The organism is Bacillus sp. FDAARGOS_1420 (assembly GCF_019344915.1).
Classification (GTDB): domain Bacteria; phylum Bacillota; class Bacilli; order Bacillales; family Bacillaceae_G; genus Bacillus_A; species Bacillus_A mycoides.
In genome coordinates, this window is sequence record NZ_JAHWJB010000002.1 from 2280752 (window position 1) to 2304238 (window position 23487).

The window sequence follows — 23487 nt, forward strand, 5'->3', positions numbered from 1 at the left end:
AGTTATAATAAAATTATTTAATTTTATTATCTCAAACAAGCATAACCCCGTTCTAAATATAGGACGGGATCATGCTTGTTTAATTTTGTATGTAAGATACTTCACTTCACTAAAAAATATAACAATAAAGTTGTTTAAAAATCTAAGTTTTATTCAACAATAGCGCCCTTTAATGGAATAACTAAAACGTTCAGTTAACGATTTGATGGCCATGCCCTCTGTATCTTCCTTAATTGAATAATTCGGCCTGTACGATAAGCATCATGAAGCATGGTGTCCAGTAATTTACCCTCAAATGAATTTTGTTCAAGCTCTTTTTCGGAAAAGGTAAAGCCTATATCGTTGATTACCAAGTAATCGTTGATACAGGCTTTTTTAATGTTTGTTCAACTAACGCATGCGTTAGTTCAATAAGATGTTATTAATCTCTGTCCTATATTCATCTTCATCAAATACGAATTGAGGTATTAAATTACATATCATAAGGTTCAAGCTTCAAAATAAATTCTTCAACATCCTTGCCTCTTGCGTTGGAAAAACCCTTATCTTCAGAGATGATTTTAAACCCGCATTTTTCCAATACCCTGATGGAGGCGAGGTTATCTTTAGCGGAACGAGCATAGAGTGGGCGTATCTTAATATACTCCAGAAACTCTGACAACGCTAAAGTTGCAATACCATGACCCCAATATTCCTTCCCAATCCAGTAGCTTACTTCGGATTCGCCGAACTGTTCAAAGTTCGAGACGTGTCCAGTGACAATGCCATTCAATAATATAGTCTTAATTGTGATGGTCTCGTCAGCGATAATTTTTGTCCAATGGTCAAAAAATGAGTCCTTATCAGTGGGGTCTTTAGCTGTAAAAGCAGCCATATAGTTCGCCGTTGAATCTAGTTGTTGTTCGAAAAAGATAGGAAGATCTTCCTCTATGATATCTCGTAGCTTCACTTCGATTTTGCTAATGGATCCCATATAATTGACAAGCTCCTTAACATATTTTTGAATATAAATTCTTCAAAGTTTAGAGAAATTCCTTCTTCAACTATGCCAGTTAGTTGAATTAAAAAGTTTATTTATTGGCCAATGGTATAAAGTCCAAGTTTTCATCCCTAAGATAGTACATTGTCCCATTATCTGTTTGTGCTTCTCTAATGGATACAACCTCATGCTATTTATCCTTTATTTTTTTTGCTTAAGGGATATTGTCATTTAGCTACTAACTCCTTTAAATACTTAAAGTCAAGGTCCTCGCACCAAGGCTACGTCCTCCACCATAAAATAATATACCTAATATCATAGATTATCTATTATGACTATGTATTTTAAATTTATCTGTTTAGATAAAAAAAGATAGTAGGGGCATTCACCCCTTACTATCTTTACTATTGATATTTATGTGTCTTTAAATATATAAGTGATGTACTTTTTTGATATTATGTGTGACATTGAATACACGTTACTACAATGATAATCATGATGTACATTCACATGTCTTCTTTTTCATTTATTTAGGAAGCTCAACCCGAACAGTCGTCCCTTCTCCTTTCGTGCTATAAACTGAAACGTTTCCTTGATGCAGTTCAACAATCTTCTGCACAATCGACAACCCTAAACCGCTACCTTCTACGTTTCTTGCCCTAGCTGTGTCTACTTTGTAAAAACGATCAAATATACGATCCATTTCTTCTTTTTCCATACCAATTCCGTTGTCTGATATAGAGATCATCACACTTGATTCTAATTCTTCTACAACAAATTCAATCGTTCCGCCGTCGTTTGAAAACTTAATACTATTCGTAAAAATATTACTCCATACTTGATGAAGTAAGTTTTCATCACCGTTTATGATGATGTCCGGCACATCAAATTCGACAGCTATATCTTTTTCACGCCATTTCCATTCAAGCATAAAAATGACGTCTTTAATTTGCTTCTGCAGATTGAATTCTTTTATTTGTAAAACTTTCTCTTCTTTATCTAATGAAGCGAGCGTAAGTAACTGTTTACATAAACTAGACATCCGCTTACTTTCGCCCTCAATAATTTTCAAATAATGTTTTCTTTCCTCTTCACTCATATTCTCCGATTGTAATGTTTTCGAAAAACCTTGTATCGAAGAAAGCGGCGATTGAAATTCATGCGACACGTTAGAAACGAACTCTTGCCTCATTTGATCTAATTCTTTAATACTCTTCGTCATCTTTTGAAAATTAGTCGCTAGTGTACCAATTTCATCTTTTCGATTTTCATCTAATTCAATATCATATTCACCACTTGCAATCTTTTGAGTCGCTTTCGTAAATGTTCGAATAGGACGAACGATATAACCTGCTGCAATCGCTATAAAAATGATACTTAATACAACGATGAAACCGAGTAATACCGCTAGAAAAATTCTCATTTCGCCGAATTGTTGCTGAATGTCAGGGCGAATGAATAAAGCGTACTGTTTATCATCGTGTTTTAGCGGTACACCGACACTATTAATTAATTCATTATCGAAAAATCCTGTAATAAAGAGGCGCGTTGGATATGTGGAAACGCCATTAAACGTCTCACCTTGCAATACTTTATGAACGGTATCATCACTAATTGTTATCTTACGAAACGCATTCCCAATACGCTTTCCATGATTTTCGTCATCTACAATATAAATTTCATACCCTAACTTCGCAATAGACTGTAAGTATGCCTCTTTATTCTCTTCACTTTGCTTTTCATATAATGATTTTACTTCTTTAGCATACATTAAAATCTTTTCACTATTGTACGGTTTTAACTTCACTTGATAATATACGTTCGTTAATAAAAAACCGATAATACTACTAAGAAGCATAATACCGACTGTCATAAAAACAAATCTAGAATATAGTGATTTCATTTTATTTCAACTCCAACTTATAACCGAGTCCGCGTACTGTCGTAATTTGAAAATCATCTGTTCGTTTTGAAAAACGATCTCGTAGCCTCTTCACATGAACGTCAACTGTTCGTTCATCTCCTTCAAAATCCATTCCCCATACTAATTCAATTAATTCTTCTCTTGAAAAGGTTCTTCCAGAATAACTAGCAAGTTGTGATAATAATTCAAATTCCTTTAATGGAAGCAAAATCGTCTGACCGTTACACTTCACTTCAAACCCTTTTCGATCAATAGTCGTTCCGTGTAATGTAATAATATCAGCACTAAGCATTTGATAACGGCGCAATAAAGCTTTCATACGGAAAATTACTTCAGCTGGTTCAAATGGTTTTACAATATAATCGTCCGTACCAGAAATGAATCCTTTTTCTTTATCGACTAGCTGATCTTTTGCAGTTAATAAAATAACAGGTATATCATGATACTTCCGGATTTCTTCGCATAACGTATAGCCATCAACAAACGGCATCATAATGTCTACTATCGCAAGATGAATATTTTCTTTCTCTAAAACGCCTTGCGCTACCTTTCCGTCTTCCGCTTCAAAAACTTTAAAGCCCTCTTTTTGTAAATGGTAATGCAATAACTCTCTAATATGTTTATCATCATCAGCTAATAAAATATGTATCATCTTCATTAAACCCTCTCTTGTTCAACCTTCTACATTCTTACATTAAGAAACAATTGTACTTTTTGCAAGAAAAAGAAAAACAAACTGCTATTAGTTTTTTTGAATAAGAGTTGATACATAATACGCTACAAGCCAACATTTTAAGATAAATAAAAAGAATCTATTTTGAAAAAAATTATTCAAAATAGATTCTTTCGTTTTAGTATTAAGATTATTTTAATAAAAACAATTTCTACTCTTACTAAGCTTTAGAAATATCAACAAATCCTTCTCCGAACACATCACGAACATCGTGTATAGCGATGAACGCAGCCGGATCCGTAGTTTGAACAATCCGTTTTAGCTTCACTACTTCTTGCTTATTAATAACAATATAAAGAATTTCCTTCGGAGTTTTCGTGTAATAGCCATGACCTGAGTACACAGTAACCCCTCTGCCCATTAAGGTAGTTACCTTCCCGGCAATTTCATTCGGGTTATCAGAAATAATCGTAATAGCCTTTTTCGGATTTAAACCTTCAATTACAAACTCCATCACTTTCGTTGCTACATATAGCATAATAATTGTTATCATCAGTTTTTCTGCACCAATGATGAAATAAGATGAAAATGCAACAATTAAATCGAAGAACAGTAAACCATAGCTAATGCTCCATCCTAAATATTTATGCGTCATCCTTGCTAAGATGGTAGTACCTGCTGTTGTTCCGCCAACGCGAATAATAAGACCAATCCCGCACCCGATAAATATTCCTCCGAAAATGGCATTTACGAGCATTTCATCTGAAGTAATCGTCCAGCCTTCTGTCAAATGAAGAAATAGCGAGTTCGTAACTACAGCAATAATCGTATAAATTGTTGTGATCTTGTTTAAAAATTTATAACCAGCTATTAACAATATTGCATTTAAGATTAAGTTGACTAAGCCTGGTGACCACTCAAATAAATAGTACGTAATAATCGTGATACCTGTTACCCCGCCCTCACCAAACTCGTTCGGGATAACAAACAAATTGACACCTAACGCAAAAAGAAATGCACCAATAATAATAAAAATAATGTCTGTCGTTCTTTTTTTCATACAGTACCTCACTTCTTATGTAAATATTTATTCTGCCATAAACTCTCACCATTATATCGTGGAATATTCAAATCGAACAGTGGTTTATTTTTATTTTAATATAGGATGATAAAACAACTTTATCCTATATCCACATGTAATTTAAAAAGTAAAACAACTGTATTTATTATGTACTACAAGTAAAGTTTTGATTTCACATGCAATTCACGCTAAAAAATGAATATGAACACTTACTCGCACAAACTTCGAATAAAAAACAAATAGGCGAAGCTATAGAATAGACTTCGCATCAAGCGTGTGAGCACAGAGATTTATATAAATTTTTATATTCATACATTACAGAAATAAATTTACTTATCTTTCTCCATATATTCTTTAATCTTTCGTTCTTCCCACTCTTTTCCGAATATCCCAAATGGAAAAGTTGTCAAACCGTGTATAACGATACCGATCCCCCAACCTCCAAGTGGATATAAAAACCATAATTTGCTTGAATCAGAGCTTATATTTATAAAAAAAAGCATTAAGTTAACTAGTATATAGACCGTTAAATGAATGTAAAACGCTTTTAAATTCTCCATCCTTTTTTTAGCTCGTAAATAAACCTCATCTCGCTCCATCCTTAAACACCTCTTTCATTATTGTATTTTTTAAACTCGCTCCGATTTAAACATCATATTCTAATCGAAAATCCCTTATTCTCAAAAAAACACAAAATAAAAAATACCCATCAAATTGTCATACACATGATAATTTGATGGGTACTGCATGATACATTTAGTTTTTACATTTATTGTTTGGAGTAAATTGCAAATAACGACTTATACTCGCCTTATTAAGACCAGATCCATACATCCTCATTATTTTCAACGTTGCTCTTTACTTCATGAACTTTTTCGATATGATCCGTTGTGTTGTAGTTAATAGAAATTCCGCCCCAGCCTACATACTTCATATCAATTTTCACTTTCTCACCCGTATTAAATACTTGTCCTTTAGTTAAGTACACTTCAATAATAGCTTTCTTCCCATTTACTGATAGATACTGCACTATAACATATTTAGTAGAAACGTCTCCCTCATCGTTCATCGTTCCTACTTTTGATACTTCCCCAATCACATAATCAGGAGAACCGTCTTCTTTCATGTGCATACCTAATTTATTTGACGTATTTTCAACTGTATTTGCAATCATATATTCCGTAAAATTACGCATCATAGATCCAGTAGCTTTTACTTCATCCCCTACTTTCACATTTGAAAATGAATCAATATACACACTAACAGGTTCCTCATATTGCTTAGATTTTACGACAATTACACCGTTATCCACTTCTACTACTCGCCCTTCTAACGTCGAGAAATTCGATTCAATAGAAGCGGCACTCGCTTTTGACAGTTCTAATCCTAGTAAATTCGTTCCTGATAATGCTGCGATCCCTAAAGCACCTGCTAAAATTATTTTTTTCATACCCATATGTAACCTCTCCATTCATGATGATTATATTTTTTTGATTGGATACGACCAACCTGTAATCATTATAGTTACAGGTTATAAAGAATAGCAACCATCTTTCTTATGCAATGTTGCATACTGGAATTTTTAAATATAAAGTTTGATAAAAAGATTTATTGTATCTTATTCATATATTCAACAATAGTGTTAGGTTCATAAATAACAGCAGGTGTATTTGTTAATGGTGGCGAAATTAAATGTCATGTACTATGTTCTTCAACTCTACGGTTTGTATAGTCGTAGTTAATTACATTATGTAGGAGCGGAATTAATATGTTAATGAAACCAAAAAGATTACAGCCAGGAGATATTGTGGCGACAGTAAGTTCTTCATGGGGAGGTGCTGGTGATTCTAAGCTAAGATGGCGATATGAGCAAGGAGTAAAAAGATTAGAAGACGTCTTCGGTCTTAAGGTTGTCCCAATGCCAAATAGTTTAAAAGGTAGCGAATACCTTTACAACAACCCTGAGGCTCGTGCAGAAGATTTAATGACAGCATTTAAAGATACTCGTATTAAAGGAATTATTACGAATATTGGCGGTGAAGATAGCATCCGTTTACTTCCTTATATAGATTTTAATGTTATACGCGAAAATCCGAAAATCTTTATGGGCTACTCTGACGATACCGTTTCACATTTGTTTTGTCATAAAGCAGGAATTCCCTCTTTTTACGGTCCAGCAATCTTAACTGATTTTGCCGAAAATGTGGAGATGGATCCATATACAATTGAAATGGTGAATCGAACTCTCTTTTCAAATGAGAATATTGGCGAGATTCAACCAGCTCATGAATGGACGAGTGAGCGTTTAGAATGGATAGAGATAAATAAAGATAAAAGGCGTACGATGCAGCAAAACAATGGATATGAGCTACTTCAAGGCTCTACTACTGTACAAGGGCGTTTAATTGGTGGTTGTATGGAAGTACTGGAATTTGCAAAAGGAACGGAACTTTGGCCTGAGAAAAAACATTGGGAGAATAGTATCCTTTTCTTTGAAACCTCTGAAGATCATCCAGAACCAAGTTATATAAAGTATTGGTTACGAAATTATGCAGCGCAAGGCATTCTACAAAAAGCAAAAGGCATCATTTTTGGTAAACCGAAAGACGAAAAATATTATGAAGAATATAAACACGAAATACTTACAGTTATGAAGGAATATAATTTAGAAGATTTGCCGATTCTTTATAATTTAAATTTTGGCCATACCGAACCGAAGTTTATTTTGCCTTACGGCGCGATGGCAGAAATTGATTGTGAAAATGAGTCTTTCTCTATTTTAGAAAGTGGCGTGGAATAAAGTGTGGGATTTCCCCCACACTTTTTTCACTTGCTTCCTTCCCCCTACTAATTAAAGGATTATCCCCGAAAAACTCCCCTTCATAACTTCTTTTTCAACTTGATTTCTACATATAAACATCGCAATAATTTTTGTGCGATTTTTCTCATCCGGTTCAAATTGTTCAATAGTTACGTCACAACGAATTGTATCACCGCTAAACACAGGACGTAAAAATTCAAAATCCATCTTGCGAGCTAGTACGTTATAATCACCGCCAATTTTTGTAGGCAACGTTGATGTTAAAAGTCCTTGTACAACAAATCTCCCCTGCTCATCTGGTGTAACATGATGAACCCCTTCATCTCTAGATACTTCCGTAAATAAAACAACATCTTCTTTTGTAAAAGTTCGTTCGAAGGTGATTTTTTCGCCTACTTGTAATTTCATCGATACCCCTCCTCAAAAACACTTTTAAAATAAGAAAAACCGAAATTAAAAATCATTTCGGTTTTCAAAACTGTAGAAGTCTATATTTACTTTAGCGAATGAACAAACAACCCACTGCGCAGTTTCGGTTCAAACCACGTTGACTTTGGCGGCATAACTTCCCCTGCGTCTGCGATTGATAATAAAGCTTCCATTGATGTCGGATATAATGAAAACGCTGCTTTATATTCACCGCTATTTACAAGGCGTTCTAATTCTTCTAATCCGCGAATTCCTCCGACAAAATCGATGCGTGAATCAGATCGCGGATCATGTATTTCAAGTACTTGGCTTAATAAATGATCTTGCAGAATAGATACATCTAAACCTTTAACGAGATCATTCGCATCAAACGTTTCCTCTTTCACAGTGAGCTTATACCACTTCTCGTTTACATACATGCCAAATGATTTTGGTTCATTTGGTTTATACGGAGAACCATTTGCTTCTTCTACATAAAAGTACTGCGTAATTTGCTTTAAAAACTGCTCGACTGATAAACCATTTAAATCTTTCACAACCCGGTTATAGTCCCAAATTGATAATTCATCATGAGGGAATAAAACAGATAGGAAGAAATTGAATTCCTCTTCTCCTGTGTAATTCGGATATTGTTCTCTTCGCATTAGCCCTACTTTTGCAGCTGATGCAGAGCGGTGATGTCCATCTGCAATGTAAAGACTAGGAATATCTTCAAATGCGTTTACTAAATTTGCAATTAATTCTTCATCTGCAACCTTCCACGCAACATGCTCCACACCATCTTCTGCTGTAAATTTATAGATTGGCGCATGTTCTTCTTTCCAGCTTGCAATGAAACGTTTCACTTCTTCTTTTGTACGATACGTTAAAAAGATTGGCCCCGTATTTGCGTCACACACATCTACGTGGCGAATACGATCAAGTTCTTTTTCATGACGCGTTCTTTCATGTTTTTTAATTGTATCATCTTCATACTCGTCAATCGATGTACAAACGACAAGGCCTGACTGCGTTCTTCCTTGCATCGTCAGTTCATAAATGTAAAGCGCTGGCTCCTCATCTTGAACGAACACTTCTTCTTGTATAAATTGCTTTAAATTTTCACCCGCTTTTTCATATACGCGATCATCGTACGGTGAAAGTGCCGGGTCTAAATCAATTTCTGCTTTATCAACGTGTAAGAAAGAATATGGATTCCCTTTTACAACTTCTCTTGCCTCTTCACTATTTAATACGTCATAAGGTAAAGCTGCTACTTGTGCTGCTTTTCCTTCTACTGGACGAATAGCACGAAACGGTCGGATTTTTGCCAAGTTTCTCTCTCCTTTACACAATCATTCGAACAGCTACAACACCTGTGATTTTGCTTATATTTTCCACAATATTCTCTTTCATTATATCATCAATTCCGTTATCAATATCAATCATTGTGTACGCCCAAGAATGTTTACTACGATTAATCATATCCGCAATATTAATATGATGTTCTGCTAAACATCCTGTAATTTGTCCTACCATGTTTGGAACGTTTTGATGCATAATTGTAATTCGTTTTTTTCCAATGTACGGAAGTTCTACGTTTGGATAGTTTACTGAATTACGAATATTACCTGTCTCTAAATATTCACGTAATTGACGTGCAGCCATTACTGCACAATTTTCTTCAGATTCAGACGTAGATGCACCGAGATGAGGAGTTGCTGTTACATTTTTCATCTTTATAACATTTTCATTCGGAAAATCCGTTACGTAATGCTGAATAATCTCTTCATCTAGCGCTTTTCGAAGAGCTGTTTCATCAACAAGTTCCCCTCTTGAGAAATTGAATAGACGCATTCCTTTTTTCATCGTTTCGATCGCGTGTTCACCAATAATCCCCTTCGTTTGGTTCGTAAGAGGAATATGAAGTGTAATATAATCACATGTTGCAAAAATTTCATCTAAGCTAAACGCTCTTTGTACTTGTGTAGAAAGACGCCATGCCGTTTCAACTGATATATACGGATCATATCCAACAACGTCCATACCTAAAGATAACGCATCGTTCGCAACTAAAGCACCAATTGCGCCAAGACCGATAACACCTAAACGTTTCCCTGCAATTTCTGACCCAACAAATTGCTTCTTCCCAGCTTCAACAAGCTGTGGTACTGCTTCTCCATCCAACTCTTTCGTCCAGCTCACTCCGTTTATAATATTACGGGAAGACATAATAAGGCTTGCGATAATAAGTTCCTTCACTGCATTCGCATTAGCCCCTGGCGTATTAAATACTACAATCCCTTTTTCCGTACAACGCTCAACAGGAATATTATTTACACCGGCACCAGCTCTTGCAATTGCCTTTAAATCTTCTGAAAACTCTTCTTCATGTAAAGAATAGCTGCGAAGTAAAATACCATCTGGATGACCTACTTTGTCTCCAATTTCATAGCGATTCCCATCAAAAATTTGCAAACCCTTTTCCGCAATTTGATTTAACGTCTGAACACGAAACATATCCCCATCTCCCTATCTATTTTCAAGCTCAAATTCCTTCATATAGTCTACTAATTCTTGTACACCTTGGGTTGGCATCGCATTGTAAACACTAGCGCGCATACCGCCGACTGAACGATGTCCCTTTAGTGTCACGAAACCGCGCTCTTTCGATTTTTGTAAAAACTGATTGTTAAGCTCCTCTGACGGTGTTGTAAACGGAATATTCATAAGTGACCGATACGTGGGATCAACTGGTGAAGTAAACAATTTAGATTCATCTAAAAAATTGTAAAGAAGTGAAGATTTCATTCTATTTTGTTCTTCAATCGCAGATACCCCGCCTTGTTCTTTCAACCACTCTAGTACAAGTTTTGCTACATAAATACTAAAGGTTGGCGGTGTATTATATAGGGAGTTATTTTCACTGTAAGTTTCATAGTTTAACATCGTAGGACAAGTACTATTTGCACTGCCAATTAAATCTCTTTTTATAATTACAATCGTTAAACCCGCTGGCCCTAAATTCTTTTGCGCACCCGCATATATGAGACCAAACTTCGTAACATCATATTGTTCTGATAAAATATTTGAGGACATATCCGCAACGAGCGGCACTCTTTCTAAATGTGGAATATCCACATATTTTGTCCCCTCAATTGTATTGTTCGTTGTAATATGTACATAATCTAGTTCTTCATCATTTGGTAAATCATCCATTTTAGGAATCGTAGTAAACTTCTCTTTTTCAGAAGAAGCAATCACTTGTACTTCTCCTACTTTTCCGGCTTCTTGCAGCGCCTTTTTAGACCATGAACCTGTCAGTACGTACCCAGCTTTTTTATACGTACTCATTAAATTTAACGGTATCATAGAAAATTGTAATGACGCACCGCCCTGTAAAAATAAAACTTCATAGTCATCAGGAATGTTCATTAATTCACGAAGTAAGCTACTTGCTTCATCAATAATACTTTGGAAATAAGAAGATCTATGGCTCATTTCCATAACAGACATGCCTGTCCCGTTATAATTTACAAGCTCCTTTTGCACTTTCTCTAAAACTGGCAAAGGGAGTATAGATGGTCCTGCTGAAAAATTATACACTCTCTCCATCACCCAGATAACCTCCCTATTTCTCATTTTTATTATTTTTTAAACTTTCTGAATTATAACCTATATACAATACACGGTCAATTTGTTTTCCGTTATTACGGTGCAAGACGCAATGGAATCGCTTGCATGTGCACCCTGTTTTTTATAAACATACAAAAAAGTGTTAAGTACATAATCGTACTTAACACTCTAGTAATTAAGTATAATAGCTACTTACTCGTAAAGAACCGATCGAAAATTTGATAAATAGCTGAAAGACCAAAGAGCCAATAAATAGTATCCACAAGCGCCGGCATAGAACCAAACCATTTCTCAACTACATTATAATCTAACGCCACAAACAACCAATTCAAACCGCCAAGAATCACCAAAATTACTGTAAGGTATGACAAAAATTTCATTATGATTGCCCCCTAGGTGATAAGATGGTGAAAGGCCTTTCACTAAAATATATGTAATAGATTCTAAAACTTACCTATTTTATAAAATTTATTTTCGATACCAGCCATTAATAACTGTCTCTGCTTCTTTACTATGTATTTGATATGAATGATTACTATCATTAGATCCGATAAACCAAATTGAAAAACCTTTAAAATATGGCTTCGCTTCTAATACATCTCGGTAAGCACGCCACCCGTTAAGTTGTACATCTTTTGAAAACACATTCGTAACATCTGGGTTCCACGGGCTTTGTAGTCCAAGTTCACGTGCTGGCACATTAAATCCACCAAAATAAACTGGCTTTCCAGTTGTTTTATGTAATGTCTCAAGTTGCTGAACGACATTTTGGCCACGATTGTATACTGTCGTCGCAAATAAGCTTTGTTTTACTTCTTCGTATGATGGATTTCTTTTTCCTGAAACTTCAAACCAACTATCAATACTTACAATGTCCACCTTTTTTAAATACGGGCGATTTATTTTCTCTTTAAATTTCGCCTCAAAAGAAGGATCAAAGCTTGCAGTTAACCACCAGTTCATTTGATACAAAACATTTCCTTTATACTGCTGGCGAACAAAATTAATCGTATCATTCCAATATCCTTCTGCATATTCCATATTCACGAAATTAGAAGCGATTTTCAGCCCATAAATATTGTACTTACTTGTAATGGAATTAAAAATATCTTGTAAAACAACAGTTTTCCAATTCCAGAAGAAATCGTTAATATTACTAGGGTTCCACTCTGTTTCTCCAATATTTCCTTGCTGAATAAACGGAAACGGCTCCAATATAACTTGTATATTATGCTTTAATAATTCTTGAATTAAAATAATAGCTTGTTTCTTTTGCGCCTGATTAATTACCATATTAGCCGAATTTACATCCGAAATATCTACTTGAATAGGTACATTCACCGTATTTAAATTCAAGCGCTCTACATCTGCTAACACTTTCGCTACATTGCCTACTTCCCATACCGTTACGTTTCCTGATTTTATTTTTCCAGATTGAACAGTATTTACATCCGCCTGTATATTTCCCTGGAAACAAAAAGAAAACAACATGATACACACTCCTAAAATACTTACTAAACTCTTACTTTTCTTCACAAGTTTCCTCCTATAATTTTTGACATACTTGCTTATTCTATACAATGTTTCACATATATTCCACAAGAATATTTAATGAAATTTCATCAATAAAAATGCTATTCACCCTTTATCCATACCTTATTCATACTAACCTCCTAAAAATAGTAAGGTAAATAAAAAAGGAGCGTATTTCCGCTCCTTTTTATCTTTTCACGATTGAAGTTATTGAATTTTTTCTGATAATCTAATCACATCTATTTTTTCGTATAAATAAATTTTTATACTCATAAATGTATCAAAAAATTTTTATCTATATTCGCTTTTTGTTTGTATTACTTTTACATTTACTTCATTCGTATTATTTTCATATCTTTGAATATTCATGATTACACCTCCATTATATTTGTATATAACATCCGCCTAATTATGATATTTGGTAAAATTCACTATTCGAGACGTAATTATTGCAGTAATTACTATAATAATAGCAGTTATCAAGCCAGATTCTCCAATCCAAATCTCAGTTTGATACCCTGTACTTGCACGTGTGAAAGGTCCTTGAATAATGGCATTCCAAGTAGCATGGATGATAACCGAAGGCCAAATGCTACCTGTGATAAGTCGTAAATAAGCTATAATATAACCGAATGGTACAATACAAAGATAGATACCAAGTACTGAAAGAACGACAGATGGTCCCTCTACATATAGACCTGCAATAACTATTGGAACATGCCACGTTGCCCAAATCAATCCACTAATAAGGATGGGCCGTGAAAACTCTGCATCGACTAGCCTTGTGAGCATATAACCTCGCCAACCCATTTCTTCTCCCAAAGCTGGGATTAAGCCAAGCAAACTTCCGAAAATGCCGCTCAATACTACTAGATAAATGAAACTGAATGGTGCCGTTACATACTGAAGTCCAAGCATATTGTAGATTGGTTCTAACATACCACCTTCGGGATGCTGAAACCCCGCAATTCCGCTCAACCAGGCGATAGAATAAGTAATTCCACAAATAATCATAGGGATTAGCAGAGCAAAACCAATCCCCTTCCATATCTTTAAGTTACCGAGACTAAAAGATACATCTTTAAACCCTTCTTTCAGTATTATGCGAGTCAAAATAGAAGATAATGCTGGGGTAAACATATATACCACAATAAGTGGCATACTTTTCGTAATTATTACTACTACATTTAGGATAATTGAAGTAATGATTAAGATACTCAGAAAAAGTTGAAGTCCTATTTTAGCACGTTGGATTTTATCTTTATTGTGGAACGATTTTGCGTGTAATATCATTTTAATCCGCCCTTCCCCTATAATTCACTTGTTTATCGAATATACTTCTTGTCATTTCCACAGACACAACTTAGAATAAAAATATTTTTGTATACAAATTCATTCATCTTTAAAATCCCTCCCAATTTATAATCTAGTCTTACTTACGACTCATCAATGTAATTATTATTTATAAGTTGTCATAGCCGATAGTACAAAAGTGTAATGATTAGTCTATGACCTGTGTCAATTAACCTTATGACAATATGTAACTAGAAAATATGATATGGGATAGATAACAATTGAATTAAGGCAATTGATTCGTGCAAGTACATGAATCAATCTTGCTTTTACAAATAATTCAATTGAGGTGGAAAAAATGAATAAGAAAAGAATAATTGCAATGGTTAGTACAGCTTTATTAGTCACAGGATGTGTAGAAGTAGGAAAGGCTCAAACAGTAGCAGTCGAAAATTCAGGTCAATCAATCCAAAAAAATATAGTTAAATCCATACAATCACAGGCTTACCCATTAAAAACGATAGAGCCGTCAAAATCATTTGAGGATTTAAAACCACTTAAGAAAATGATTGGGAGCGCACAATATGTAGGATTAGGAGAGAATACTCATGGAAGCTCTGAAATTTTTACTATGAAGTTTCGCCTTGTGAAATATTTGGTTACTGAGATGGGTTTTACAAATTTCACAATGGAAGAAGATTGGGGAAACGGCTTAAAACTAAATGAATATATCCAAACAGGAAAAGGAAACCCTAGAGAATTTTTAAACTTGTTATATCCTACTGATGAAATTATAGCCATGATTGACTGGATGAAAGATTATAATGCTAATCCATCCAATAAAAAAAAGATCCAATTTATTGGGCTCGACTTAAAGGAGTTGGACCAAGGTTGCTTTAATAAAGTAATTGATTATGTAAGGCTACATCGACCAGATTTGCTGGCAGAAGTAGAAGAAAATTATAAAGAATTGTCGGCTTTTAATGGAAGTGTAAAGGAATATATGGACCTTGCTCCTGAAATAAAAGAAAAGTTCAAAGCAAACGCTGAGAGAGTAGCCCAATTACTAAAAGATGAGAATGGGCAAGCCAAAACAGAATTAGTTTCACCTGAGTACATCTGGGCGAAAGCAACGGCAAGTGTAATAGAGAAATATACCACAATGCTAATTCCTAACGACTATCCAAGTGTGTTAAAGCTACATGAGCAATACTTGACCGATCATGCAATGTGGGCACAAGAGACATTGGGTGGTAAAACGATGGTATGGGGACACAATATTCATATAGCTAAAGGAATTATCGATGAGAAGTTATACCCTTATGTTGCGGGGCAGTATTTGAAGGAACGTTTAGACAATAATTATGTCACAATTGGCAGTACAACTACGGAGGGGAATTTCACCTTATACAACGACACAGGAGATAAGATTAAAACGGATCCGATTCCACAAGATGTAAATAGTTTCAATTATACTCTCGGAAAAGTACCATATAAAATGTTTTTATTGGATAACCGTCACCTTAAAGGACCAGCAGAGAAATGGGTTAAAGCAAAAAGACCATTACTAAGTGTAGGAGCACGACTCTTACCGAACGAATCGGCATACTTTGATACGTCATTGCTTGAGCAATTTGATATTATTTTTCATATTCGAAAAACAAGTCCATCTCATATTAAATAAAGTGAAACTTTAATCAGTGGGGATTTTCTTCATCCCCCACTGATTATTAGTTGAACCAATCGGACTTTTATGGGCAGTTGATCCCCCACCTAAATTCTTTGCTTTCGCTGCATTTTGAGGTGGGGGTCTTACTGCCCATTAAAGTGGGATAAAAGTACAAAACAATCCCTTCTCGCATCTGCAAGAACGGGATTGTTTTATGGAGATTAATATAAGCATCTTTTTTAACCAGAAGTAGGTTACTCTCCCCTTTTTAGCATCATTTAGAAATGTCATATGACACTTTTACACTAGTGAGAATGACAAAAAAAGCAGTACAATTCGGTTATTACATAGATAGGAGCGATGAACTTTATGAAATCAGGATTCATCCAGAATGGTTATTTTTTATTGCTAACTTTCGTTACAGGATTGTTTTATTTTTGTTTTTATCTAATAGCTCTGTTATTCAGCTTCACCCTTTCATTTACGGTAATTGGGATTCCACTAGTTATACGCGTACTACAGACTACTACACCTTTTATCCAATTCGAGCGCATACAGACGAAAATTTATACAGATATTTCAACAGACTCTTATGATAGAAGTATAACAATAGATACATCGAACTGGACTCAGGTGAAATTAGTGCTTACAGATCGTCGTACTTGGTCTGCTGTCTTTTGGTTAATGCAGAAATTAGTGATTGGCATTTGCAGTCTCATTAGTGCAATCATTTTTTATGTAATGCCACTTATGTTGCTGTTGGCACCACTACTGTATCAATACATCGAAATGAATATTATATTCATACAGATAGATACTTTTGCCAAGTCCCTCTTTGTAATGTTTATGGGTATAGTATTTACCGCCATAAGTATTAGAATAGTAGATGGTTTGACAAAGAAACTTGGGGGCTATACACGTAGCATGATTCGGCAACTAAATCGATAGAAGTCTGCAATTTGTGCATAGTATCGCAGTTTTAAATTTAAAAGTATAATAGGCATGAAGGATTAAATTATAATATATGAAGTAAAAAGGTAGGCTACTTAGGGGGTAAATGACTTGTTAGATATGGTTAAGTATTGGTTTTGGTACGATTGGATTATGTTAGGGATACGTCTACTTACTAGTGTGTCTATCATCCTAGCTACATTAAGTTTTCAGGATGGGTTAACATTTCCACTTTGGATTATTATTCTTTGGGAGGTTGTTGCCTTCTCAATTCCATGGGTAGCCTTACTGTTCAATTACAAATATTACTTGTTCACAGAAATACTGCTATATGGTGGACAATGTATATATTTAACCTCATTATTTCCGGAAGCTTACAACATATTTCTTATATCAGTGTTTCTAATTGCTGTAAATAGTAAGCATTTGTCCTATTATTGGACAGCTCCAACAACAGTTTTTATAACAACTGGAATTTTCTATGCTGTTGCGCCAAGTAATAGCTATTGGACTATGGTCACCTACTATGGATTCGCTTATGTAATGGGATTCGCTTTTCATTTATTAATCGCCAATCATAAGCAAAATGAAGTAATTCGTAAACAAAACGCGGTACTCGAGCAATATATGTCTCAGATTGAACGCATTACACTGGCAGAAGAACGGAACAGGCTGTCGAGCGAGCTTCATGATACAGTTGGTCACGCTTATACTTCTATTATTATGGGGATGGAAACGTTGCGTACCGAACTTGCTACTGAGATGGGTATACAGAGGCTAGATTCTCTGCTTGAAATGGGACGTAAAAGTATTGAGGACGTGAGAGGTTACCTACATCAAATGGATTCTCCGTGTCAATCCCCTTCCCTGATTCAATCTCTACAAAATCTTGGAGCCGAATTTCAGGAGCACGCTCAGGTAAATGTAAGTTTTAGGACATTCGGAGAGGAATATCAACTATCTCGGCAAGCGAAGATCGCATTCATTCGTTGCTTACAAGAGTCCCTTACGAATGCAGTACGTCATGGCCAGGGGACTGAAATTATAGTTTCATTGCAGTTTGAACAACAATATACGAGGTTAGAAGTTCAAGATAATGGAAAAGGAAATGTAGAATGGCAGGAAGGCTTCGGTATGAATGCGATGAAAGAACGGGCAATGAATTTGCAAGGTCAATTGTCTGTATATACAAAGCCAGAGGAAGGAATGCTTGTTACATGTACCATACCGCGACAAACTGAAATAAAAGATGGACTTATTCGTTTGTTAATTGTAGATGATCAGCCATTTGTTCGGGAAAGTTTGAGGACACTACTCGATAGATATGAAGATTTAAATGTAGTCGGTTTGGCTGAGGATGGCAATCAAGCCATCGATTTGTGTGGGCGCCTTCAACCCCATGTTATACTTATGGATTTAGATATGCAGCACATGGATGGAGTCGAAGCAACCAAAAAGATTAAGCAACAATGGCCACATATCCGCGTATTGATTTTTACAACTTTTCAAGATACCGAACAGGCGTTGGAATCGCTTCGCAACGGTGCGGATGGGTTTTTACTCAAATCTATTGAAACGTTGGAGCTAGCTAATACGATCCGACTTATTCACAAAGGTGGGACACTGATTGATCAGGGAATGTCTCACAAAATATTTGAGAAGTTTGATGAGCAAAAAGAGACACCTCAATCAAAAGCAACCGCCTATGAGCTAACAGCTAGGGAGATAGAAATATTGCAGCTAGTAGCAAAAGGACTTCGATACACTACCATAGCATCAAGGTTATATTTATCGAATGGTACGGTCAGAAACTATGCTTCCACAGCTTATACAAAGTTAGGGGTCCGTAACAAAGAAGAAGCTGTTCAAAAGGCTCTAGAAATTGGAATTATTGAATAATAAAATGTTATGCGGTGTATAAAAATGAGCAACAAAGAAAAAGAACGCTTTGTGTGGTTTCTTTTGTAACAGAGTAAATAAGCCCCGTTATCGTATAAGTAAATGTTAAAACACTTACTGTTTTGTCATAATAAAATCATTGAATCTTATTCTCTAAAATACAAAAGCCTACTATCAATTTAACTGATAGTAGGCTTTTAAAATGATTTAAGAACTGGGTTATGTTCTAATTTAACAGTTTTCATCAGTGGAAATATTATCACTTCGGCTGTAAAGTTAACACTTTCCCTTCTATTCCCTCCATATTCAGTGTAGTCGTATGATACGTTCCGTTTACCCAATCATCTATTTGATCATGATACCAATCGCTTCTAAAGTTTCCTGATTGTCCTGGCCCTACGATATGATAACCGTTTGACATATCTTTCGTATCAATCACGAATCGCCAAGAAGCTCCGTGATTTACAATACCGTTATCTCCATAACTCGCTGCTTGAACGGTAACTTGGCTTCCGCCAATTGGAACTGGTTTCTCACGATTAAATGCAAGTAATGCTAACATACTAGATGATCTCGAAATTGGATGTGTAAAAGCAAGTTGATGGTAATCGCCCCACTTCCACTCTGCAACATTCGGTCCATATTCCTTCTGTAATTTTTTCATTACATTCTCGTACGATGTATGCACAACTTTCGTGAACCCTCCGTACTTCGTAAACCAAGCGCTATTTTCTCCTGCTACTTCTTTTCGAATCAATTCATCAACTACTTGTGACTTCCCTTCAAATAACTCCATCACATCTTTCGGTATTTCTTTTGAAAATAGCGTATTCGAAATCTCTTTCATTAACAAATGGAATATTAATGGTGCCGCTTCATCTTTACTATCGTAAAAATTCCACTTTGTTAATTGTTTTACGCCTTCTTTCTCTACTTCATTTAAAGATGCTTTATTTAACTCTTTTAACAATATAGGACTAAACTCTTTCCCATATAAATTTTTTTGATCCATCTGTAAATCTTCTAAATCTTTCACCGTATACTTTTCCTTCTCTTGTAAAAACTCTTGAATACGCATTTGCCTATACGGCTGCGCCCACGTATTACTAATATGGTATGGATAATCGTCATCAACAATTTTATTATTTGCAGTTGAAATAAACCCTTGTTTTGGATTTATTACTTTCGGTAGCTGATCAAACGGAATATACCCTTCCCATTCATATTCGTCTGTCCACCCCGGAACTGGCAAACTACCATCGCCTTTTTTACGCACTGGTATATTTCCGTTCGCTTTATAAGCAATTGTACCGTCATTTGATGCAAACAAAAAGTTTTGAGTCGGTGTGTGAAAATCTTGAAGAGCAGTTTCAAACTCATTCCAGTCTTTCGCTTTATTCATATTTAATACAGCCTTTAATTCAGCTGATGGCTCTAAAGCAGTCCATTTCAAAGCGAATACTGTTTTCGTTTTCTCTTCCCCTTTATCTGCAAACTCTGAAATGACTGGACCATGCCTCGTAACCGTCACGTTATACGGAATTGTTTTCCCGCCTTTTACTTTAATAGATTCATCAACAACCGTAGCCTTTTCCCATTTATCGTTATACAGAAATTCATTTACATTATTAGGATTTCTCTTTTCAATATATAAATCTTGCACATCGGGACCTGTATTCGTAACGCCCCAGGCAATCTCTTTATTGTGCCCTAACATAACACCAGGAACACCCGCAAAAATAACTCCACTCACATTTACATCTTTCGTTTCTAACGTAGTTTGATACCATATAGAAGGTGTCGCAAGAGATAAATGAGGATCATCCGCTAAAATCGGTTTACCAGATACACTCTTTTCACCACTCACAACCCAGTTATTACTCCCATTAAACTCTGGCGGAATAACCGCCTTTGAAAAACTTTGTGCTACATTCACATTTGTATTTTTCAGTTCAGCTAGCAATCTAGGTGCATCTTTCGGATATGTAGGAAATAGTTCATTTGCTTGCTCTTCCGGAAGATTTTTCAACGCCCAATATCGAAATGCTTGTCCGTGCCAATGTCCTCCTAAATCAAACGCCATATACTTTCCAATCGTTAAAGAATCCACGATTGACCATTCAGCAGGTTCATAACCTAATAGAGTAAACTCCACTGGCAATTTCTTTTCGGCCTTCGCTTCACGTATAAAAGTATTCACCCCATCCGCGAATGACTGCAGGGCATATTTCGCTTCCCCGTCATATTGACTAACAGATGCTTCTGCCGCTCGCCGTAAACCGAGCGTTCGAAACAATTTATCTCGATCAACAGCTGCTTCCCCTACAACTTCACTTAACATACCAGAAGCTTGTCTTCTACTTAAATCCATTTGAAACAAACGATCTTGCGCTTGTACATACCCTTGCGAGAAATATAAATCATGCGCATTTTCCGCTTTAATATGTGGTACACCTTTACTATCTCGTTTCACCGCAACAGCATGTTGTAAATCCTCAAGTTTTATCGTTCCATCTATCTTTGGCATAGAACTCAACGTATATATGTTCAAAAAAATCATAGCGCAAATAAACAAAAAAAGAACGATACTACTAGACCAAATAAAAATTCTTTTTCCCCTATTTCGTTTCTTTTTTATGACGACTTCCATACAATCCCTCCTCTCTCAATCTATTCGCTTCTATTGTGAAAGAACCTTTTAGAAAAGAAGAAATCATTACTTGCTCATGCTATGGATCATACAAACTGAATACTTCTCTCTTACGCACTATTTCCTTTCCTTTATTAAAGCTTACTCGTCCTTTCTTACACCAATTCCTCAAAATCCCCTTCACATAAGCAAGTGTCCCCTTATTATGTTCAAACGCAATTTTAAGTGCCTCTAGTACTTTATCTCCTGAAACTCTTTGCATCCATTCCTTTAATTCCTTCGCGATATATGGAGATAGACTACTAATGTTTTGTTCGTAAAATTTATAAACTTCACTATGCGAAGTGGCATCCTCTACTCTTTCTACCTCTTCCTTCTCTTCCTTCTCTTGAATAATTGCTTGTTGTGAATTACTACTAACCTCTTCCTCTGGCATACCAAAATACTGAAGTAATAACGGAATCTTGCATTCTTCTTCAAGACATTTACGCAAAAACTTATGTAGGAACTCTTTACTTTTCACCATTTTCAGCTCACGTAATACACATTTCTCTATGTTCGTATTAAAAATAGGATTATAGTGTAGCCAATTTATAATGAATAACTCTTTCGTTTCCGCATCATATAAAATCTTCCCGTATTCCACAAACCGGTTCAATAACTTCTCAACAGTCTCCATACTGTAACCAGTTTCAAGCTCTGCCAAACGTTTTGGCAATATGTAAATACCACATTGCTTCGTTTTCGTACCAGTTAACAAATATATATATAAATAACGCTCTTCTGGCGTTAAATCTAATATGAATTCATCTTGCCAAAAGTTCACCTGCACATTACGGTACACCGCCATCAGTTTTCCTCCCGCTCCTTACTAGTAAAAAGGAAAATTCTAATCCTTCAATATAAATATAGGAATGAGGTAACGGTTTGGGCATTCGAGTTCCAAATTTTTTTTTTACTACTACGCCGGTTTTATTTTTTCGCGCTTGTTTTGTTCTTGTAGTTGTTTTTGTTTTGTTTTTTCTTAGTGATTTATTACTTGGTGGGGGCTTATATAGTGTTTTCATTCCTCTCTTATCCGATGCCTAATTACAAATGTCTCCAACAATCTTCATATATTGCAGACAACCATTATGATTCACCTGCTCATATTTACACGAAAATAAAAAGCACTTGTTGCCTTCGTAGACAATTCAGTGCTTAAAGTTAAAAGTTTATAAATAAAAGTGTCTATAATCGACATAGTTGATTGATATACAATTCTGTTACATTTATTTTAGTAACGATAATATGATACATACCGAATTATCTATAACTGAACGTTCTGGGCGAGATTTCATTAACACCGTTAATCCAATTAATGAAGTGACTAGCGTTTGTGCCAATGCTTTAGCATTCACATCACTTTGCAGTTCTCCAGACTGAATTCCTTTAGTAATTAATTCTTGAAATATAACTGAAAGATACATTTGATGTTCTCTAGTCAACACTTCAAATTTTTCATTATGAGGAGAAAGCTCCACCATTGTGTTAATACAAAAACAGCCTTTATTTGATTCTTTTTTATATTCCTCTTCCACCATATTTTCAAAAAATATACGAATGGCCTCTTTTACAGATTGTTCTTTTTGAAGTTTCGTTCGAATGCTAGCTGCGTGTAAATTCGTGTATCTCCGTAATGCAGCTTCAAACAGCCCTTCTTTATCACCAAATGCTGCATATAAACTCGGTCTTTGTATTTCCATTTTAGCAGTTAGATCGCTTAATGAAGTAGCGGCGTATCCTTTTTCCCAAAAAAGTTGCATAGCAGCATCCAAAGCTTTTTCTTTATCAAATTCACGTAGTCGAGCCATTTAATCCCTCCTCTTTTTTCACCTGTTTTCTAAATTATAAATCACTTTTTTATGTACTAATCAGTATATTATATATCGTATTAAATTATAAATGATATGTCAAAAGAAACTGAATTT

Annotated in this window: 20 protein-coding genes and 1 pseudogene; 4 read left to right on the plus strand and 17 right to left on the minus strand. The window is 35.3% G+C overall.

What is annotated here, in order from left to right; all coding sequences use genetic code 11:
- Positions 1-194 precede the first annotated feature (194 nt).
- From I6L50_RS21950 to I6L50_RS21980, 7 genes and pseudogenes are all read right to left on the minus strand, one after another.
- Positions 195-323 (minus strand): annotated as a pseudogene (locus tag I6L50_RS21950) (DinB family protein); the annotation flags it as partial.
- 149 nt (positions 324-472) lie between these two features.
- Positions 473-973, minus strand: coding sequence for a GNAT family N-acetyltransferase (locus I6L50_RS21955; RefSeq protein WP_219303078.1), 501 nt, complete (start codon positions 971-973; stop codon positions 473-475).
- Between the two features lie 532 nt (positions 974-1505).
- A complete protein-coding gene (locus I6L50_RS21960) occupies positions 1506-2882 on the minus strand; it encodes a sensor histidine kinase (protein ID WP_219303080.1) in 1377 nt (458 codons plus the stop codon).
- 1 nt (position 2883) lies between these two features.
- Positions 2884-3561, minus strand: coding sequence for a response regulator transcription factor (locus tag I6L50_RS21965; RefSeq protein WP_219303082.1), 678 nt, complete (start codon positions 3559-3561; stop codon positions 2884-2886).
- 235 nt (positions 3562-3796) lie between these two features.
- Positions 3797-4636, minus strand: a complete 840-nt coding sequence (locus tag I6L50_RS21970) for a YitT family protein (RefSeq protein WP_003190353.1) — start codon at positions 4634-4636, stop codon at positions 3797-3799.
- A 350-nt stretch (positions 4637-4986) separates the two neighbouring features.
- Positions 4987-5256: a 2TM domain-containing protein gene (locus I6L50_RS21975; protein ID WP_002128109.1), complete on the minus strand. Its 270-nt coding sequence runs from the start codon at positions 5254-5256 to the stop codon at positions 4987-4989.
- Between the two features lie 215 nt (positions 5257-5471).
- Positions 5472-6113, minus strand: coding sequence for a hypothetical protein (locus I6L50_RS21980; RefSeq protein WP_219303084.1), 642 nt, complete (start codon positions 6111-6113; stop codon positions 5472-5474).
- 312 nt (positions 6114-6425) lie between these two features.
- Between I6L50_RS21980 and I6L50_RS21985 the strand changes: the two genes are divergently transcribed.
- Positions 6426-7457: a S66 family peptidase gene (locus I6L50_RS21985; RefSeq protein ID WP_219303086.1), complete on the plus strand. Its 1032-nt coding sequence runs from the start codon at positions 6426-6428 to the stop codon at positions 7455-7457.
- A gap of 51 nt (positions 7458-7508) precedes the next feature.
- On the opposite strand, the gene I6L50_RS21990 is transcribed toward I6L50_RS21985, so the two are convergent.
- From I6L50_RS21990 to I6L50_RS22020, 7 genes are all read right to left on the minus strand, one after another.
- Entirely contained in the window at positions 7509-7886 is a 378-nt protein-coding gene (locus tag I6L50_RS21990; RefSeq protein WP_219303087.1) for a hotdog family protein, read from the minus strand.
- 86 nt (positions 7887-7972) lie between these two features.
- Positions 7973-9220, minus strand: a complete 1248-nt coding sequence (locus I6L50_RS21995) for a DUF1015 domain-containing protein (protein WP_219303088.1) — start codon at positions 9218-9220, stop codon at positions 7973-7975.
- A 13-nt stretch (positions 9221-9233) separates the two neighbouring features.
- Positions 9234-10406, minus strand: a complete 1173-nt coding sequence (locus I6L50_RS22000; RefSeq protein ID WP_219303090.1) for a 3-phosphoglycerate dehydrogenase family protein — start codon at positions 10404-10406, stop codon at positions 9234-9236.
- A gap of 12 nt (positions 10407-10418) precedes the next feature.
- Positions 10419-11501: a 3-phosphoserine/phosphohydroxythreonine transaminase gene (gene serC / locus I6L50_RS22005; protein ID WP_219303092.1), complete on the minus strand. Its 1083-nt coding sequence runs from the start codon at positions 11499-11501 to the stop codon at positions 10419-10421.
- 209 nt (positions 11502-11710) lie between these two features.
- A complete protein-coding gene (locus I6L50_RS22010) occupies positions 11711-11902 on the minus strand; it encodes a DUF378 domain-containing protein (protein WP_002084566.1) in 192 nt (63 codons plus the stop codon).
- Between the two features lie 88 nt (positions 11903-11990).
- On the minus strand, positions 11991-13058 hold the full coding sequence (locus I6L50_RS22015) for a glycoside hydrolase family 113 (protein WP_016091748.1): 1068 nt from the start codon (positions 13056-13058) through the stop codon (positions 11991-11993).
- A 402-nt stretch (positions 13059-13460) separates the two neighbouring features.
- On the minus strand, positions 13461-14348 hold the full coding sequence (locus tag I6L50_RS22020) for a CPBP family intramembrane glutamic endopeptidase (protein WP_219303094.1): 888 nt from the start codon (positions 14346-14348) through the stop codon (positions 13461-13463).
- Between the two features lie 358 nt (positions 14349-14706).
- Here I6L50_RS22020 and I6L50_RS22025 point away from each other — a divergent pair, with 358 nt between their 5' ends.
- The 3 genes from I6L50_RS22025 (at position 14707) to I6L50_RS22035 (ending at position 18867) form a co-directional block, all read left to right on the plus strand.
- Complete coding sequence (locus tag I6L50_RS22025) at positions 14707-16032, plus strand: erythromycin esterase family protein (protein ID WP_219303096.1); 1326 nt, start codon at positions 14707-14709, stop codon at positions 16030-16032.
- Positions 16033-16386: 354 nt separating this feature from the next.
- Positions 16387-16965 carry a sensor domain-containing protein gene (locus I6L50_RS22030; RefSeq protein WP_219303097.1) on the plus strand — a complete coding sequence of 193 codons (579 nt, stop codon included), beginning with the start codon at positions 16387-16389 and terminating at the stop codon, positions 16963-16965.
- Positions 16966-17079: 114 nt separating this feature from the next.
- Positions 17080-18867, plus strand: coding sequence for a helix-turn-helix transcriptional regulator (locus tag I6L50_RS22035; RefSeq protein WP_219303099.1), 1788 nt, complete (start codon positions 17080-17082; stop codon positions 18865-18867).
- Between the two features lie 259 nt (positions 18868-19126).
- Here I6L50_RS22035 and I6L50_RS22040 read toward each other — a convergent pair whose 3' ends face one another.
- The 3 genes from I6L50_RS22040 to I6L50_RS22050 all read right to left on the minus strand — a co-directional run bounded on the left by I6L50_RS22040 (position 19127) and on the right by I6L50_RS22050 (position 23370).
- Complete coding sequence (locus I6L50_RS22040) at positions 19127-21517, minus strand: penicillin acylase family protein (RefSeq protein ID WP_219303101.1); 2391 nt, start codon at positions 21515-21517, stop codon at positions 19127-19129.
- A gap of 79 nt (positions 21518-21596) precedes the next feature.
- Positions 21597-22367 carry a DnaD domain-containing protein gene (locus tag I6L50_RS22045; RefSeq protein WP_219303103.1) on the minus strand — a complete coding sequence of 257 codons (771 nt, stop codon included), beginning with the start codon at positions 22365-22367 and terminating at the stop codon, positions 21597-21599.
- A gap of 421 nt (positions 22368-22788) precedes the next feature.
- A complete protein-coding gene (locus I6L50_RS22050) occupies positions 22789-23370 on the minus strand; it encodes a TetR/AcrR family transcriptional regulator (protein WP_219303105.1) in 582 nt (193 codons plus the stop codon).
- Positions 23371-23487 lie beyond the last annotated feature (117 nt).

Coding starts and splice junctions, on each gene's coding strand:
- I6L50_RS22020 (WP_219303094.1), bottom strand. CDS start 14,348: ATGATATTACACGCAAAATCGTTCCACAATAAAGATAAAATCCAACGT.
- I6L50_RS21990 (WP_219303087.1), bottom strand. CDS start 7,886: ATGAAATTACAAGTAGGCGAAAAAATCACCTTCGAACGAACTTTTACA.
- I6L50_RS22050 (WP_219303105.1), bottom strand. CDS start 23,370: ATGGCTCGACTACGTGAATTTGATAAAGAAAAAGCTTTGGATGCTGCT.
- I6L50_RS21985 (WP_219303086.1), top strand. CDS start 6,426: ATGTTAATGAAACCAAAAAGATTACAGCCAGGAGATATTGTGGCGACA.
- I6L50_RS21975 (WP_002128109.1), bottom strand. CDS start 5,256: ATGGAGCGAGATGAGGTTTATTTACGAGCTAAAAAAAGGATGGAGAAT.
- I6L50_RS22025 (WP_219303096.1), top strand. CDS start 14,707: ATGAATAAGAAAAGAATAATTGCAATGGTTAGTACAGCTTTATTAGTC.
- I6L50_RS21980 (WP_219303084.1), bottom strand. CDS start 6,113: ATGGGTATGAAAAAAATAATTTTAGCAGGTGCTTTAGGGATCGCAGCA.
- serC (WP_219303092.1), bottom strand. CDS start 11,501: ATGGAGAGAGTGTATAATTTTTCAGCAGGACCATCTATACTCCCTTTG.
- I6L50_RS21965 (WP_219303082.1), bottom strand. CDS start 3,561: ATGAAGATGATACATATTTTATTAGCTGATGATGATAAACATATTAGA.
- I6L50_RS22045 (WP_219303103.1), bottom strand. CDS start 22,367: ATGGCGGTGTACCGTAATGTGCAGGTGAACTTTTGGCAAGATGAATTC.
- I6L50_RS21955 (WP_219303078.1), bottom strand. CDS start 973: ATGGGATCCATTAGCAAAATCGAAGTGAAGCTACGAGATATCATAGAG.
- I6L50_RS22010 (WP_002084566.1), bottom strand. CDS start 11,902: ATGAAATTTTTGTCATACCTTACAGTAATTTTGGTGATTCTTGGCGGT.
- I6L50_RS22000 (WP_219303090.1), bottom strand. CDS start 10,406: ATGTTTCGTGTTCAGACGTTAAATCAAATTGCGGAAAAGGGTTTGCAA.
- I6L50_RS22040 (WP_219303101.1), bottom strand. CDS start 21,517: ATGGAAGTCGTCATAAAAAAGAAACGAAATAGGGGAAAAAGAATTTTT.
- I6L50_RS22030 (WP_219303097.1), top strand. CDS start 16,387: ATGAAATCAGGATTCATCCAGAATGGTTATTTTTTATTGCTAACTTTC.
- I6L50_RS21970 (WP_003190353.1), bottom strand. CDS start 4,636: ATGAAAAAAAGAACGACAGACATTATTTTTATTATTATTGGTGCATTT.
- I6L50_RS21960 (WP_219303080.1), bottom strand. CDS start 2,882: ATGAAATCACTATATTCTAGATTTGTTTTTATGACAGTCGGTATTATG.